The organism is Stenotrophomonas maltophilia (genome assembly GCF_900186865.1).
In the GTDB taxonomy this organism is placed as follows: Bacteria; Pseudomonadota; Gammaproteobacteria; order Xanthomonadales; family Xanthomonadaceae; genus Stenotrophomonas; species Stenotrophomonas maltophilia.
This window is the reverse complement of the sequence record NZ_LT906480.1, coordinates 144,336-158,250: the sequence shown is the minus strand read 5'-3', so window position 1 is coordinate 158,250 and position 13,915 is coordinate 144,336. Positions and strand designations below refer to the sequence as shown.

The following is a 13,915-nucleotide window of genomic DNA, read 5'->3' as shown; positions in this document are numbered from 1 at the left end:
TTCTAGAAATATGGAAACGTTGAATGCAATTGCTGCCCTGACTGCCCTGGGCCATGCCACCCGCCTGGCTGCCTTCCGCCTGCTGGTGGAGGCTGGCCCGGCAGGTCGCATGGCGGGCGACATCGCCACGGCCCTGCAGGTGCCCCCAGCCACGCTCAGCTTCCACCTGAAGGAGCTGGTGCAGGCCGGCCTGGTGGAGAGCGAAAGCCAGGGTCGCCATGTCTGCTACCGCGCCAACTTCGATGCGATGAACGGCTTGATCGAGTACCTGACGCACAACTGCTGCGCGGGCTCGCCAACCGAGCAATGCATGCCCACGGCGCCCGCCTGCAAGGGCTGACCCCACACAGATCCTCTCCTCTCAAGGCAATTGCTCCATGACCCGCAATGTCCTGTTCCTCTGCACCGGCAACAGCGCCCGCAGCGTGCTTGCCGAAGCCACCCTGCGTGCATGGGGCGGTGATCGCTTCAGCGCATTCAGTGCGGGCAGCCAGCCCAATGGCCAGATCAACCCCTTCGCGCTGGCCCAGTTGCAGGCCGAAGGAATGCCCATTGAAGGGCTGCGCAGCAAGTCGTGGGATGAGTTCGTGGATGCAGCACCGATGGATCTGGTGATCACCGTGTGTGATGCAGCCGCAGCGGAAGCCTGCCCTGTGGTGTTCGGTGACTTCGTCCGCAGCCACTGGGGCCTGCCCGATCCGGCCGCCGTGGCAGGCAGCGATGCCGACAAGACCGCAGCCTTCGCGCTGGCCCATGCCATCGTGAAGGCGCGGCTGCGTGCGCTGCTCACACTGCCTGCATCATTGTGGTCCGACCGCGAGACGCTGCGGCACGCGCTGGACCAGATCGGCCAGTTGTTGCCGGCCGACGGCGCGCAGTAACGGTGCCACTGCCATGAGCCTGTTCGAGCGGCACCTGACCCTGTGGGTTGTGCTGTGCATTGCGATGGGCACGCTGCTGGGCCACGTCCTACCCGGTGCCTTCGCGGTGCTGGCGTCCGCCGAAGTCGCCAAGGTCAACCTGCCGGTTGCCGCGCTGATCTGGCTGATGATCATCCCGATGCTGCTGAAGGTCGACTTCCGCGCGATGCGCCAGTTGCAGCAACACTGGAAGGGCATCGGGGTAACACTGTTCATCAACTGGGCGGTCAAGCCGTTCTCGATGGCGCTGCTGGGCTGGCTGTTCCTGCGCCATGCCTTCGCGGACTGGCTGCCCGCAGCACAGATCGACAGCTACATCGCCGGTTTGATCCTGCTGGCGGCCGCGCCCTGCACTGCCATGGTGTTCGTCTGGAGCAACCTGTGCCGCGGCGATGCCAACTTCACCCTGAGCCAGGTGGCGTTGAACGACGCGATCATGGTGGTCGCATACGCACCGGTGGTGGCGCTGCTGCTGGGCCTGTCAGCGATCACTGTGCCGTGGGACACGCTGCTGTTGTCGGTGGGTCTCTACATTGTGGTGCCGGTGCTGGTGGCCGCCCTGCTGCGGCACTGGATCCTTTCGCGCAGCGGCGAGGCGGGCCTGCAGCGTGCGCTTCGAAGGCTGGGGCCGCTGTCCCTGTCCGCGCTGCTGCTGACGCTGGTGGTGCTGTTCGGGTTCCAGGGCCAGCAGATCGTGAAGCAACCGCTGGTGATTGCACTGATTGCAGTGCCGATCCTGATCCAGGTCTACTTCACTTCAGGCCTGGCCTACCTGCTCAACCGCCGCCTGGGCGTGGCGCATTGCGTGGCCGGCCCGTCAGCGCTGATTGGCGCCAGCAATTTTTTCGAGCTGGCGGTTGCCACGGCAGTAGGACTGTTCGGCGTGCATTCGGGGGCGGCGCTGGCGACGGTGGTTGGTGTGCTGATCGAGGTGCCGGTCATGCTGTCCGTGGTGCGGATCGTGAACCGTACACAAGCCTGGTACGAGAGACGCGAACAGCACTGACAGATCAAAGTGTGTGGGAATCGATTTACGTTCTTCGCCCCGCACTGTCGTCATCGACTTGGTGGGGTGCCCGCACGCCACGTCATCAACTTCGACCCATGTCGCATATTCCCCATGCCGCTACGGCCGTTGCGGCGCCTGCGTCTGCGACGGCTTAACAGCATGCAAAAATGCCAAAAGCGTCTTTGATCAAGCGTTGAATGCAACTGTTCTGATTGGCACCGCGCAGCAGCACGCGTACAGATGACGTGCCATCGAAAAAGGATGGCCGGGCTTCGAAAACCCGTGCGCTTGTTTGACAACGCTTGCCCGCCGGCGTCACCCCTCGTGGCGCCGGCGGGCAATCCGTCTGCCGGTCATGGCGGGCGGAGCGTGGAGGCCCTGTGCCTGCCGGTTTCAACAAGCGCCCGGTTTTCGAGCCACGTCTCCGCCCGCCACCTTTGCGTGGCGGCTGCCGTCTGTCCTGCACGGAGCCTCTGCCATGAGCACACCCGAATCCTCCCGACTACGCACGCAGTACGTACCCACCAACGCGGACGCGCCTTCGGAAGCACCGCACCCGCACGATCCGCACGGTTTCATCGCCACCCTCGACCGCATCGGCAAGGGCGCAGCCGCCGATGGCCAGCCGTGGCCGGAGCGTCACCAGATGCCCGGCCGCCGCATGGCGCTGGCCGACGCGGACTGCGCATTGACCGGCCTGCGCGTGGCGCTGGAAATGCTGCTGGCTGCCGAGCGCGTGCGCCAGAACGGACCCGACGAGGAGTACGTGGGCGACCGTGTGATGGAGGGCCTGATGATGGTCAGTCTGTCGCTGACAGCACAGGTCAGCGCACGCATGCGGCCGGAAGGGTGATACGGGGAACAACGCTCACTGCAACGCCGGGCACGGCCCGGCGCTGCGGCGCGCGCCACATCACTCGCAGAGTGCGCTGTCTTCCTTCAACGCGGCATCCTGCAGTGGCTGGCGCTGTTCGATCTGCGCACGTTGTTCCGCCGTCGGCTCGCCCAGCCACCATACACGGCAGCGCGCGGTAAGACGGCCAACCATCTTCGACTGATCGGGCGAATACAGCATCGCCAACGCCGTGCCGGGGCAGTCGTGGGCCTGGCAGGCGGTGTAGAACCACCACGGCTCACCCTGCAGCACTACCAGTTCGCCAGGACCGCTGGGCCCGCTCAACAGGCGTTCGCGCAGCGATGGAATCTCCTTGTCAGCGGATTCAGCTGCGGCCGTGTTCTTCATCAGGGTGTTGAACGCGGCCAGCACCTTCGGATCCATGCGGCCGCAGTCGTCCACGGTATTTCCGCCCACCAGGGTGAAGAAATGCGTTGCCAGCGGGTTGTCCGCGCAGGTGAGTTCCCCGCCTGTGCTCGGGTCTTCCGGTTCGCCTTCGTTGTCCCACACCGAGGGGTCCACACCGTCTTCGGCGGACGGTTCCTTCTCGACCACCGTCGCTACGGCGGCCGGTGCTTCGGTGGTCGGCGCTGGCGCCACAGCAGGTGCAGTCTCGCCAGTCTTTTCCGGTGCCTGTCCGCAGGCTGCCAGCAGCGCGGCCATCATCGCCATCCCTGTGATTCGCATCTTCATTCCGTGTCCTTGTCTGATCTGCGCTGCATCCACCAAATCGGCGGCCGCGTGATTCTAACCAGCGGCGCGCTAGGATGCGTCTGAAGCCTTCCCATCATCGCCAGAGCCTGGACGCATGCGCCGCACACGACTCGCCATGATCTTCTGCAGTGCCCTGCTGATGGCATCGCCGGCAATTGCCCACGATGCCGAAGGCGCGAAGCCCGCACAGCCGCTTCCCGATATCGCGCTGCCCGCACCGCTGGACCGTGTACTGCGCGACTACGAGCAGGCGTGGCGCACGGGTGATGCCAAGGCATTGGGTGCGCTGTTCGCCGAGGATGGCTTTGTGCTGCAGAGCAACCAGCCGCCGGTGCGCGGCCGCAGTGCGATCGAGGCCGCGTATGCCGGCCAGGGCAGCAGTCCGTTGCGGCTGCGTGCCTTGGCGTATGCGGTGGAGGGGAATACGGGCTACATCATTGGTGCGTACAGCTACGGCAACAACGTGGGCGATACCGGCAAGTTCACGCTCACGTTGAAGCGCGTGGGGGATGGGCCGTGGCTGATCTTTTCGGACATAGACAACACCAGCGCGCCGCCGCGGGCGCGGTGATCGGCGTTGCAGTAGATCCACGCCATGCGTGGATATGCAGCGCGCGTGATGCCAAGCAAGCTTGGCACCCACCAAAGCCTGTCTCCCGTCCGGCACCCGCGTGTACTCCCTGATGAAAAAACCCCGGCACGTAGCCGGGGTTTTTCGATTCACTTGAACAGCGTGTCCGGATACTCCGGTTTCTGTTCCCGCGCCAGCAATGCGCGCAGGCCTTCTTCCGGCGTCTGCTCGCCATGCAGCACGGCACGCACGCGGTCGGAGATCGGCAGGTCGATGCCATGGCGGCGCGCCTGTCGCATCACTTCGTCGGCGGTCTGCACCGATTCGACCACCTGGCCGATTTCGCGCACGGCATCCTGCAGCGTCTGGCCACGGCCCAGGGCCAGGCCCAGGCGGCGGTTGCGCGACAGGTCGCCGGTACAGGTCAGCACCAGATCGCCCAGGCCCGCCAGGCCCATCAGCGTTTCCGGCTTGGCACCGATGGCAGCGGCCAGGCGCAGCATCTCGTTGAGGCCACGGGTGATCAGGCCGGCACGGGCGTTGAGGCCCAGCTGCATGCCATCGGCCACGCCGGTGGCCACGGCCAGCACGTTCTTCATCGCACCGCCCAGCTCGGCACCGACCATGTCGTCGCCGGTGTAGGCGCGGAACGCCGGGCCATGCATCGCCTCGGCCACCGTCTGCGCGAACTCGGGCACGTCGCCGTGCACGGTGATCGCGGTCGGCAGGCCCTGGGTCACTTCCTTGGCGAACGACGGCCCGGTGACAACGGCCAGCGGCACGTCCTCACCCAGCACTTCGCGCGCCACTTCATGCAGGAAGCGGCCCGAACCGGGTTCGAAGCCCTTGGTGGCCCAGGCCACGCCGGCACCGGCAGGACGCAGCGGCGCCAGCGCACGCACGGTTTCGCCGAAGGCATGCGAGGGGGTCACCACCAGGATCCAGGCCGCGCCCTCCACCGCCGACGCCAGATCGGTGGTGGCACGCAGGCTGTCCGGCAGCGGGATGCCCGGCAGGTAACGCGGGTTCTCGTGGCGCTGGTCGATGGCTTCGACCACGGCAGCATCGCGCCCCCACAGCACGGTCGGATGACCGTGCCGTGCGAGCAGGCTGGCCAGCGCGGTTCCCCAGGAACCGGCGCCAAGCACGGCGATCTTGTCAGCGGTAGTGCTCATCCGTGACGTCGCGGCAGGAATCAGGCGTTGCCAGCCGGCTCGGAGTCAGCCAGCGACGGTGCGTCGCCCTGCTCCTGGCGCTGGCGCAGGGTTTCTGCGTACAGGCCTTCGAAGTTGATCGGCTGCAGGAAGAACGGCGGGAAGCCGCCGGCCTGGATCAGGTCGCTGATCAGCTGGCGCACGTACGGGAACAGGATGTTCGGGCACTGGGTGCCGAGCAGCACGTCGATCGACTGCGGGTCCAGGCCGACCAGGCCGAACACGCCGGCCTGCTTCACTTCGGCCACGTAGGCGGTGCGCTCACCGGCCTGGCAGGTCAGGGTCACGGCCAGCACGACTTCGAAGGCGTTCTCACCCAGGCGCTGCACCTGCTGGTTCAGGTTCAGCTGCAACTCCGGCTGCACCTGGTCATTGAAGATGGTCGGGGCGTTCGGCGACTCGAAGGAGACGTCCTTGACGTAGATCTTCTCGACGGTAAAAGCGGGGCCGGTGGCGGCATCGACCGGCGCAGCAGCGCCGTTGGTGATCTCTTCGGACATTTCCAGTAACTCCAATGAATGCAATGAAAACGATGGTCGAATTACTGCGATGGGGGCGGGATCAGGCCCATACAAGGCCGGATCCGCCACCTGCGGCAATCAGTTGCGGCCCTTGACCAGCGGCAGCTCGGCCTGCTGCCAGGCGGGAATGCCGCCGTCGAGCACGTAGACCTTCTCGAAGCCGGCCTTCTTCAGCGCCTTGGCGGCGGTTTCCGAGGCGTTGCCGCTGCGGCACACCAGCACCACCGGCGACTGCTTGGCGTTGGCCACCAGCTTGTTGTCCGGGCCGAAGGCACTGGCCTGGGCGTTGCGGCTGCCGGCAATGTGGCCCTTCTCGAAGTCACCGCTGGCCGACAGGTCGACCACCACCGTGCCGCCCGCGTTCATCAGCTGGGTCAGTTCGGCAGGCTTGATGCCCTTGAAGCCCCGGAACAGGCGGCAGATCTCGGTGACGATGATGGCCACGGTCAGGCCGACCAGGGCCGCGGACAGCATCGGGTTTCGGCCTGCAAAGGCCAGCAACTCTTCGTAATTCACTCAGGTCACGGGTCGATTAAGCGGGCGCCGATTGTCGCACAAGCCGGACGCGGCCCGTCACTGCCCCTTCCACAGGTCCGGCAGGCCGGCGGTCTGCCACCAGCGCTTGGCCTCCGGATCCCAGCGCCAGCGCTCGACCACCATCACGGTGCGTTCGGCCTGGGTGTTCTGGTTGATCACCCCGATTTCGACCCGGCGCTCGACCAGGCCGCCTTCCAGCGCCGCGCTGCTGCGCTCGCGGTAAGACGACACGCGCAGCTGCGCGTAACGGTTGAGCTCGAACTCGGTGGGCGGCTTTTCCTTGCGCAGCTTGGGGTCCAGATAGCCGATGGCATCGTCCATGCTGCCCCAGCGGATGGTCGCGCCGTAGGCGATCTGGGTCTCTTCCAGCAGCTTGCGCTGCTTGCGGCTCAGGTCGTCGGCCGAAGCCACGGCGCTGACCAGCAGCAGGGAACACATCAGGAACTGGATGAGGCGGCGCATCGGTGGTTTCCCCAGAACGTCAGCCTGCCATCCTACCCTTTGGCAAAGGCAACGAAGCGACCGCTGAACTCGGCGGCGGGCTTGCCATCGGCACCGGGCTGGGTGGCGATGATGCTGATGCGGGCCTTGCGGCGCTGGCGGAAGGTGTTCAGGAAGGCATCCCAGCCAGTGGCCTCGGCCGCTTCGGCGTGGGCGTGCAGGTCTTCGTAGACCGGGGCCAGGTAGCGCAGGTTGCTGTCGGCCACGTAAACCTCGGCATCGTGGCCGGCCAGGCGCAGGCGCAGGCTGACCAGCGCCCAGCCGGACAGGGTCAGCACCGAGGCCAGGCTGCCACCGAAGGCGTTGCCCTTGTCGTTGACGTTGGCGGCCAGCGGCGCGGTGATGCGCAGCACGCCATCGGCATAGCCGTCGAGCTGGATCTGCATGGCGCGGACCGCCGGCATGCAGTCCAGCACGTCCTGCAGGGCGGCCAGCGAGGAAGTCAGAGCATCAACGGACATCGGAGCAGAGACCACGACAACGAAGGGCCCGCATAATGCAGGCAATGGCCGACCATACGATACCCACTGGCGCCGCCGGTTCCGAGCCGGGCTGGACCTTCATTTCGCTGCGACCGCAGGGCCAGAATTCCGCACTGCGCCGCGCCGTTGCTGGGCTGGGCGGGCATGTGGTGGCCCTGCCACCCTGGCGCCTGCAGCGCTTGAACGGCATGCCAGTGGTGCGTCAGCTGCAACGCGCGCTGAACTGCGATCGGGTGGTGTTCACCAGCCCGGCCGCCGTGACCGCGGCCGCCACCCTGCTGCCACTGGCCGAGGCGCAACGCAGCCCGTGGCTGACCGTGGGCGAAGGCACCGCGCGCGCACTGCGGGCGCACGGCGTCGGCGAGGTGCATGCACCGCAGCGGATGGACAGCGAGGGCCTGCTGGCGCTGCCGGTGCTGGCCGAGGCGCGGGGCCTGCGCATCGGACTGGTCACCGCGCCCGGCGGACGCGGGCTGATTGCTGCACACCTGCAGGCCGCAGGCGCCACGATCGAACGTGCCGATGTCTACCAGCGCCGCCTGCTGCGCCTGTCGCCCCGCACGCTGGTTCGATTGGCGCATTCAGCGCAGCCGTGGGTGTTGGCGGTGAGCAGTGGTGAGGCGTTGCTGCATTTCTGGCAGCAGCTTCCGCCGGCATTGCAGCAACGCCTGCAGACCCAGGCCACCGTCGTCGTGGCCAGCGAACGGCTGGGCGATCAGGCGCATGCACTGGGGCTGCAGCGCGTGGTGCGCGCGGCCGGGCCCACCACGGCACAGCTGGTGGCCGCTGCACACGCCACGCTCACCGTCCCGGCAGCGACCTGAACAGGGACGTGGGTCACGCTTGCCGCTGTGGTCGGCAACAGTGATGCTGTGCACAACGCGGCCTGCCGGATCCTGACCGGCGACGTTGCCGACAAGGAAGCCCCATGAACGAGACTCCGCCCGTTTCCCCGCCCCGTCGCCCCGCGCGCTGGCTGCTGCCGCTGGCCGGGGTGGTCGTGCTTGGCGTGGGCGGCTATGCCGGCTGGTACGTCTGGCAGCAGCAACAGCACGAACAGGAAGCGCAGGCACAGACCATGGCCGTGCAGCTGCAGGGCCTGGAGGCGACGCTGGATGCACTGCGCCGCGACCAGCGCGCGACCAGCCAGCGGCTGCAGGATGCGGCGACCACCAACCGCGTGCTGCGCGACGAGATGCTGGGCCTTTCGCAGCGCAGTGCGCTGCTGGAAGAGAACCTGGCCAAGCTGGCCGACAGCGCCAACCAGGGCCGCCAGGCGGTACAGCGCGATGAGGCCGAACTGCTGCTGACCCAGGCGGCGCAGCGGCTGAATTATGCCGACGACGTGGAAGGCGCGCGCCGCCTGTATGCACAGGCCGCCACCGCGCTGGCCGATCTGCCCGACAGCGATGGCCTGAACCTGCGCCAGGCATTGGTGCAGGAGCGCGATGCACTGGATGCGCTGGGCGCCGGCCCGCGCGTGCGGTCGCTGCAGCGGCTGGATGCCTTGGCCAGGGCACTGCAGGGGCTGCCGTCGCAGGTGACCGGCAACGCTGCGACCGACACCGCAAAACCGTGGTGGCAATCGACGCTGGCCCCGTTCGTGGACATCACCCCGAGCCGCCAGAATGGCCCGCTGACCGCCGCCGAACGTCGCAATGCCGACGACGCCCTGCAGCTGGAACTGACCCTGGCGCGCGCCGCGATCGAACGCGGCGACCGCACGGGCCGCGATACCGCACTGGAACGCGTGGAGCACTGGGCACAGCGGCGTTGGCCGGATTCACCGGCCCTGCGCGCGCAACGTGCTGAACTGAAGGCCTTGCGCGAGCTTCCGCTGCAGGCCAGCAACACCGTGCTTGGCAGCACCCTGCAGCAACTGCGCACCCAGACCGACCGGAGGTAATCCCGCATGAAACCCCTGCAATCCCTGGTTGTGCTGTTGCTGGCGGTGGCCATCGGCGTGGTGGCCGCGCAATGGCTCGGCGCCGATGACCTCAACCGTTTCGGTGAAGTGACCCTGCGCTACGGCGGTTACGACTACCACAGCAACCTGCCGAAGGTGGCGCTGCTGTCGGTGATCGCAGTGCTGGTGCTGTGGCTGCTGTGGAGCCTGATTGCCGCACCGTTCCGCGCCTGGGGCCGCTACCGCCGCAAGCAGGGCCGGGTGCGCCTGATCGACGGCCTGCAGGCCTACGAGCACGGCCAGTGGCAGCGTGCCGAGAAGCTGCTGGATGGCGCTGCCAAGGACCCGGAAGTGAGCGCGGTGGCGCTGGCCAATGCCGTGCGCAGCGCACAGGCACGTGCCGACGGCCCCGCCGGTGAAGCGCTGCTGCAGCGTCTTGGCGAGAGCGATGCCACCCTGCAGGCACTGCTGCGCGCCGAACAGCTGCTGGCGCGCGATCTGCCGGTGGATGCGATCAATGCATTGGACGTGGCGGCGATCCAGCCGCTGCCGCCGCGCGGCCTGTGGCTGCGTACCGAAGCGCTGGCGCGTGCCGGCCGCGCACACGAGGCCTATGGCCAGCTGGGTGCGCTGCGCCAGAGCAAGGTACTGCCGGCCGAATCAAACAGCGAACTGGAAGCCCGCCTGGCCGCACAGGCGCTGCTGGAAGCGGCCGACGTCAACGCATTGGCCGCACAGTGGGAAGCCACGCCGAAGGCGCTGCGGCCGACCCCGGACGTGGTGGGCGCCTATGCCAGCCGCGCGGTGGCCCTGAACTGGGATGAGCCGGCGCTGCTGGCGCTGGAACAGGCGCTGGACCAGCGCTGGGACGACGAACTGGTGGCGCTGTACGGCCGCCTGCCGGCCGAGCGCCTGGCCACCCGCCAGGCCAACCTTGCGCGCTGGCGCAATGTGCATGATGGCTCGGCCGCACTGCATCTGGCGCAGGGCCGCGTCGCCCTGGCCCAGCAGCAGTGGGATGCTGCCGATACGTTCCTGCACGAGGCCATCGCCGCCGGCGCCGGTGCCCCGGCGTGGGAGGCACTGGGTGAACTGTTCGCGCAGCGTGGCGAGCACGCGCTGGCCGCGCAGTGCCTGGCCAATGCGCTGCGACTGCAGCGCGGCGAGGACAGCGTGGCGCTGGTGCGCGGCAGCGAGGCGCCGCTACGTGCCACGGTGGAAGAGCAGCCGATCGCGGTGCAGCCGCCGGTGTATGACGCCAATGAAGAGCGCGACGAGTTCGGCAACCCGCGGTTGCCGTGAGGCGTGCCGACCAACGGTCGGCACCCACCGGAGCAACAAAAAAAACGCCGCCCATTGGGCGGCGTTTTCGTACCAGCGCTGCCGGCCAGCGGCCGGCACTACCGTGATGCTCAGCGTTCGACGATCGCCACCACGCCCATGCCGCCGGCGGTGCAGATCGACACCAGCGCGCGGCCACCGCCGCGTTCGGCCAGCTGCTTGGCTGCGGTAGCAATCACACGTGCACCGGTGGCGGCGAACGGATGGCCGGTGGCCAGCGACGAGCCCAGCAGGTTGATCTTGTCCGGGTCGATACGGCCCATCGGCGCATCCAGGCCCAGGCGGTTGCGGCAGTAATCCTCGCTCTCCCACGCACGCAGGGTGCACAGCACCTGTGCAGCGAAGGCCTCGTGGATCTCGTAGATGTCGAAGTCCTGCAGGGTCAGGCCATTGCGCTTGAGCATCTCCGGCACGGCCACGGTCGGTGCCATCAGCAGGCCTTCGCCATGCACGAAGTCCACCGCAGAGACGTGCGCATCGCGCAGGTACGCCTGCGGCTCATGGCCGTGCGCACGCGCCCACTCTTCACTGGCCAGCAGCACCGCGGCGGCGCCATCGGTCAGCGGCGTGGAGTTGGCGGCGGTCAGGGTGCCACGGCCGGAGACCTTGTCGAAGGCCGGCTTCAGCGTGGCCAGCTTTTCCAGCGAGGTATCCGGACGCAGGATGTTGTCGCGCTCGACGCCACGGAACGGTGCGATCAGATCGTTGAAGAAACCGCGCTCATAGGCAGCGGCCAGCTTCTTGTGCGAGGACACCGCCCACTCGTCCTGCGAGTCGCGCGAGATGTTCCATTCCTTGGCCATGTCCTCGCAGTGGTCGCCCATGCTCTTGCCGGTGCGCGGCTCGGCCACGCCCGGGAACTCGGGCTTGAGCTCGGAGAACTTGAAGCCGGAAGTGAGCGCGCGGATCTTGTCGCCGGTGCTCTTGGCACGGTTGGCGGCCAGCAGGCGCGCGCGCAGCTTCTTGCCGTAGACGATCGGCACGTCAGAGGTGGTGTCCGAACCGCCGCCGATGCCCGATTCGATCTGGCCCAGCGCGATCTTGTTGGCGACGGTGATGATGCTGTCCAGCGAGGTGCCACAGGCGCGCTGCAGTGTGATGCCCGGGGTCAGCGGCGACAGGCCGGACGACAGCGTGGCTTCACGGCCCAGGTTCCAGTCGCTGGAGTGCTTGATCACCGCACCCATCGCCACTTCACCCAGCTGCTGGCCGTGCAGGCCGAACCGTTCGACCAGCGCGCCCAGCGTACGGACCGACATGCCGAGGTTGCCGACATCCGAATACGCGGTGTTCTGGCGGCAGAACGGAATGCGGACGCCACCGAGGATGGCGACGGGACGAGCGTTGGGCATGGAGATACCTGGCATGGATGAGGGTGTCTGCAACATGGCCTGCACGGCGGAGCAGGCATAATGGAGCCAAGTGTAGCTGCCGCCCTGTGATGGGCCAACCGTGGAACCATGAGCAAACCCGACCCCGCGATGAATGCCCTTGGCGTGCTGGCCCTGGAACTGGCCGGCGGTGAAATCCCCCGCCAGGCGGTACTCAGCGCCGAACAGGCCGGTGAACTGGCCGATCGCGTCGGCCGCGACCTGTCCAAGCTGGTGCCGCAGGTGGCCGAGCTGGACCTGGTGTTCGCCGCCGCCCATTTCGACCCGGCCGAAGTGCTGCGCCCGGGCTGGCCGATCCACCGCCGCCTGGAAGAACTGCAGATGCGTGCCCCGGGCCGCAACCAGGGCCCGCGCCTGCTGGCCTTTGGTACCGACGCCCAGGGCGACGTGCCGCTACCGTTCCAGGCCGACGCCAGCCTGGTGGGCGGCGGCCTGCGCGTGGTGCCGTTCCTGCTGACCGGCAGCGACGTGGCGACGACCAATGCGGTGGCCGAGGCGCTGGAAGACACGCTGCTGGCCAACGGCATGGCCCATGCCGACACCGCGTTGATGGCGCAGAACACCTTCGGTGCCCGCATCGAGCACGCGCGCTATTTCACTGTGAATGATCTGGCCGCGATGATGTCGATGCAGTACGACAACCAGGGCCTGGCCGCACTGTGGCCGCTGATCGAGACCGCGATCATGGCCCCCGGTGAAGACGAATGGCTCAACGCCGCGCCCGAGCCGCTGCTGCGTTACACGCATGGCGAAGCACGCATGGCGCTGTTCGATCCGGCCGGCTGGTGCGCGCACTACGATCACGGCAAGAACGATTGCGACCGCCTGAAGGGCATCTACGAGCAGTTCCTGATGCGCCAGCGGCAGATGGCCGCGGTGCTGGAAGCACATGGCGTGCCGGTACTGTTCGTGCACTGCGAGGCCGGCCAGGACGCGCGCGAGCTGCTGGCGCGCTGAAGACGGGTAGTGCCGGCCGCTGGCCGGCAACATCCGGATCTACGATTGCCGGCCAGCGGCCGGCACTACCGATCAGGAAAAACGCCGGCTTGCGCCGGCGTTTTCCGTTTCAGCAGAAATAGCCGCAGTGCTGTTCGTGCACTGCGAGGCCGGCCAGGACGCGCGCGAACTGCTGGCGCGCTGAAGGCGGGTAGTGCCGGCCGCTGGCCGGCAACGTCTGGATGTGCGATTGCCGGCCAGCGGCCGGCACTACCGATCATGAGAAACGCCGGCTTCTGCCGGCGTTTTCCGTTTCCAGCAAAAGCGCGCTTACCGCGCCTTCTGGATCACCGCACACGCCAGGCGCGCGCCGGCATTGCCGGTCGGCTGGGTCTTGTAGTCATCCGCATCGGCGTGGACGATCAGGCCACGGCCGATGATGTCGAAGTCATCACCCTTGCCGATGTTGACGTTGCTCGACACCGGGCCGTCGATGGTGGCCACGCCCTTGTCGTCGGCCTTGATGTTGGGCATGTCGCCGCCGTGGTGCGGATCGGTGGCGACATTGCCGTGATCCTGCTTGCCCGGGTTGAAGTGGCCACCGGCGCTCATGCCGTCCGGGGCGCTGCAGTCGCCCTTCTCGTGAATGTGGAAGCCGTGCTCGCTGCCCGGCTTCAGGCCGCTGATCTGGCCGGTCACGTGGACCTTGCCATCGACCACCTTGAAGGTGACGCTGCCCTTGGTCTCGTTGCCCTGGGTCGGTGCCAGCTCGGCGCTGGCCGCAGCATCGGCAGCCGGTGCAGCCGCCGGGGCCGGCGTTGCAGCCGGTTCGGTGGTAGCACCGTCGGCCGGCGCGGCCGGCGGGGTTTCAGCCTGCGGCGCGGCCGGCTGCTGGTTGCAGGCCGCCAGGCCCAGCGCAGCAATGGCTGCGAACAGCGAAGTGTGGATCAAGCGCATGGAATCTCTCCCTGGATGAT

Annotated in this window: 17 protein-coding genes; 9 read left to right on the top strand and 8 right to left on the bottom strand. The window is 67.5% G+C overall.

From position 1 onward, the window contains the following. Positions 1–10 precede the first annotated feature (10 nt). From CKW06_RS00725 to CKW06_RS00710, 4 genes are all read left to right on the top strand, one after another. Positions 11–340 carry an ArsR/SmtB family transcription factor gene (locus tag CKW06_RS00725; protein ID WP_024957759.1) on the top strand — a complete coding sequence of 110 codons (330 nt, stop codon included), beginning with the start codon at positions 11–13 and terminating at the stop codon, positions 338–340. A 37-nt stretch (positions 341–377) separates the two neighbouring features. Beyond that, positions 378–881, top strand: a complete 504-nt coding sequence (locus CKW06_RS00720; protein ID WP_024957760.1) for an arsenate reductase ArsC — start codon at positions 378–380, stop codon at positions 879–881. 13 nt (positions 882–894) lie between these two features. Further along, on the top strand, positions 895–1,926 hold the full coding sequence (arsB, locus tag CKW06_RS00715; protein WP_024957761.1) for an ACR3 family arsenite efflux transporter: 1,032 nt from the start codon (positions 895–897) through the stop codon (positions 1,924–1,926). Positions 1,927–2,407: 481 nt separating this feature from the next. Then, positions 2,408–2,782, top strand: coding sequence for a hypothetical protein (locus CKW06_RS00710; RefSeq protein ID WP_024957762.1), 375 nt, complete (start codon positions 2,408–2,410; stop codon positions 2,780–2,782). Between the two features lie 60 nt (positions 2,783–2,842). Here CKW06_RS00710 and CKW06_RS00705 read toward each other — a convergent pair whose 3' ends face one another. After that, positions 2,843–3,517 (bottom strand): Ivy family c-type lysozyme inhibitor, encoded by a 675-nt coding sequence (locus CKW06_RS00705; RefSeq protein ID WP_024957763.1) that lies wholly within the window; start codon positions 3,515–3,517, stop codon positions 2,843–2,845. 136 nt (positions 3,518–3,653) lie between these two features. Here CKW06_RS00705 and CKW06_RS00700 point away from each other — a divergent pair, with 136 nt between their 5' ends. Next, positions 3,654–4,109 carry a YybH family protein gene (locus CKW06_RS00700; protein ID WP_024957764.1) on the top strand — a complete coding sequence of 152 codons (456 nt, stop codon included), beginning with the start codon at positions 3,654–3,656 and terminating at the stop codon, positions 4,107–4,109. A 149-nt stretch (positions 4,110–4,258) separates the two neighbouring features. Here the strand turns inward: CKW06_RS00700 and CKW06_RS00695 are convergent, their stop codons facing one another. The 5 genes from CKW06_RS00695 to CKW06_RS00675 form a co-directional block, all read right to left on the bottom strand. After that, entirely contained in the window at positions 4,259–5,284 is a 1,026-nt protein-coding gene (locus CKW06_RS00695) for an NAD(P)H-dependent glycerol-3-phosphate dehydrogenase (RefSeq protein WP_005407597.1), read from the bottom strand. Positions 5,285–5,304: 20 nt separating this feature from the next. Then, the gene (gene secB, locus CKW06_RS00690; protein WP_005407596.1) at positions 5,305–5,823 is read right to left on the bottom strand and encodes a protein-export chaperone SecB; all 519 of its coding nucleotides are present in this window, start codon (positions 5,821–5,823) and stop codon (positions 5,305–5,307) included. A 99-nt stretch (positions 5,824–5,922) separates the two neighbouring features. Then, a complete protein-coding gene (locus CKW06_RS00685; protein WP_024957765.1) occupies positions 5,923–6,360 on the bottom strand; it encodes a rhodanese-like domain-containing protein in 438 nt (145 codons plus the stop codon). Between the two features lie 57 nt (positions 6,361–6,417). Next, positions 6,418–6,843, bottom strand: a complete 426-nt coding sequence (locus CKW06_RS00680) for a hypothetical protein (RefSeq protein ID WP_005407594.1) — start codon at positions 6,841–6,843, stop codon at positions 6,418–6,420. 32 nt (positions 6,844–6,875) lie between these two features. Beyond that, positions 6,876–7,343 carry a YiiD C-terminal domain-containing protein gene (locus tag CKW06_RS00675; protein WP_005407593.1) on the bottom strand — a complete coding sequence of 156 codons (468 nt, stop codon included), beginning with the start codon at positions 7,341–7,343 and terminating at the stop codon, positions 6,876–6,878. A gap of 35 nt (positions 7,344–7,378) precedes the next feature. On the opposite strand from CKW06_RS00675, the gene CKW06_RS00670 reads away from it, so the two are divergent. The 3 genes from CKW06_RS00670 to CKW06_RS00660 all read left to right on the top strand — a co-directional run bounded on the left by CKW06_RS00670 (position 7,379) and on the right by CKW06_RS00660 (position 10,572). After that, the gene (locus CKW06_RS00670) at positions 7,379–8,188 is read left to right on the top strand and encodes a uroporphyrinogen-III synthase (protein ID WP_024957766.1); all 810 of its coding nucleotides are present in this window, start codon (positions 7,379–7,381) and stop codon (positions 8,186–8,188) included. A 104-nt stretch (positions 8,189–8,292) separates the two neighbouring features. Continuing rightward, positions 8,293–9,270 carry a uroporphyrinogen-III C-methyltransferase gene (locus CKW06_RS00665; protein ID WP_024957767.1) on the top strand — a complete coding sequence of 326 codons (978 nt, stop codon included), beginning with the start codon at positions 8,293–8,295 and terminating at the stop codon, positions 9,268–9,270. Between the two features lie 6 nt (positions 9,271–9,276). Continuing rightward, positions 9,277–10,572 (top strand): heme biosynthesis HemY N-terminal domain-containing protein, encoded by a 1,296-nt coding sequence (locus tag CKW06_RS00660; RefSeq protein WP_012478739.1) that lies wholly within the window; start codon positions 9,277–9,279, stop codon positions 10,570–10,572. A 110-nt stretch (positions 10,573–10,682) separates the two neighbouring features. Here CKW06_RS00660 and CKW06_RS00655 read toward each other — a convergent pair whose 3' ends face one another. Further along, entirely contained in the window at positions 10,683–11,978 is a 1,296-nt protein-coding gene (locus CKW06_RS00655) for an acetyl-CoA C-acetyltransferase (protein WP_012478738.1), read from the bottom strand. Positions 11,979–12,071: 93 nt separating this feature from the next. On the opposite strand from CKW06_RS00655, the gene CKW06_RS00650 reads away from it, so the two are divergent. After that, a complete protein-coding gene (locus CKW06_RS00650) occupies positions 12,072–12,959 on the top strand; it encodes a hypothetical protein (RefSeq protein ID WP_005407588.1) in 888 nt (295 codons plus the stop codon). A 309-nt stretch (positions 12,960–13,268) separates the two neighbouring features. Here the strand turns inward: CKW06_RS00650 and CKW06_RS00645 are convergent, their stop codons facing one another. Further along, positions 13,269–13,895 carry a superoxide dismutase family protein gene (locus CKW06_RS00645; protein WP_005407587.1) on the bottom strand — a complete coding sequence of 209 codons (627 nt, stop codon included), beginning with the start codon at positions 13,893–13,895 and terminating at the stop codon, positions 13,269–13,271. Between the last annotated feature and the right edge of the window lie 20 nt (positions 13,896–13,915).

What these genes read in the sequence shown, in the direction of transcription:
- CKW06_RS00725 (WP_024957759.1), top strand. Translation starts at nt 11, where the DNA reads ATGGAAACGTTGAATGCAATTGCTGCCCTGACTGCCCTGGGCCATGCC.
- CKW06_RS00720 (WP_024957760.1), top strand. Translation starts at nt 378, where the DNA reads ATGACCCGCAATGTCCTGTTCCTCTGCACCGGCAACAGCGCCCGCAGC.
- arsB (WP_024957761.1), top strand. Translation starts at nt 895, where the DNA reads ATGAGCCTGTTCGAGCGGCACCTGACCCTGTGGGTTGTGCTGTGCATT.
- CKW06_RS00710 (WP_024957762.1), top strand. Translation starts at nt 2,408, where the DNA reads ATGAGCACACCCGAATCCTCCCGACTACGCACGCAGTACGTACCCACC.
- CKW06_RS00705 (WP_024957763.1), bottom strand. Translation starts at nt 3,517, where the DNA reads ATGAAGATGCGAATCACAGGGATGGCGATGATGGCCGCGCTGCTGGCA.
- CKW06_RS00700 (WP_024957764.1), top strand. Translation starts at nt 3,654, where the DNA reads ATGATCTTCTGCAGTGCCCTGCTGATGGCATCGCCGGCAATTGCCCAC.
- CKW06_RS00695 (WP_005407597.1), bottom strand. Translation starts at nt 5,284, where the DNA reads ATGAGCACTACCGCTGACAAGATCGCCGTGCTTGGCGCCGGTTCCTGG.
- secB (WP_005407596.1), bottom strand. Translation starts at nt 5,823, where the DNA reads ATGTCCGAAGAGATCACCAACGGCGCTGCTGCGCCGGTCGATGCCGCC.
- CKW06_RS00680 (WP_005407594.1), bottom strand. Translation starts at nt 6,843, where the DNA reads ATGCGCCGCCTCATCCAGTTCCTGATGTGTTCCCTGCTGCTGGTCAGC.
- CKW06_RS00675 (WP_005407593.1), bottom strand. Translation starts at nt 7,343, where the DNA reads ATGTCCGTTGATGCTCTGACTTCCTCGCTGGCCGCCCTGCAGGACGTG.
- CKW06_RS00670 (WP_024957766.1), top strand. Translation starts at nt 7,379, where the DNA reads ATGCAGGCAATGGCCGACCATACGATACCCACTGGCGCCGCCGGTTCC.
- CKW06_RS00665 (WP_024957767.1), top strand. Translation starts at nt 8,293, where the DNA reads ATGAACGAGACTCCGCCCGTTTCCCCGCCCCGTCGCCCCGCGCGCTGG.
- CKW06_RS00660 (WP_012478739.1), top strand. Translation starts at nt 9,277, where the DNA reads ATGAAACCCCTGCAATCCCTGGTTGTGCTGTTGCTGGCGGTGGCCATC.
- CKW06_RS00655 (WP_012478738.1), bottom strand. Translation starts at nt 11,978, where the DNA reads ATGCCAGGTATCTCCATGCCCAACGCTCGTCCCGTCGCCATCCTCGGT.
- CKW06_RS00650 (WP_005407588.1), top strand. Translation starts at nt 12,072, where the DNA reads ATGAGCAAACCCGACCCCGCGATGAATGCCCTTGGCGTGCTGGCCCTG.
- CKW06_RS00645 (WP_005407587.1), bottom strand. Translation starts at nt 13,895, where the DNA reads ATGCGCTTGATCCACACTTCGCTGTTCGCAGCCATTGCTGCGCTGGGC.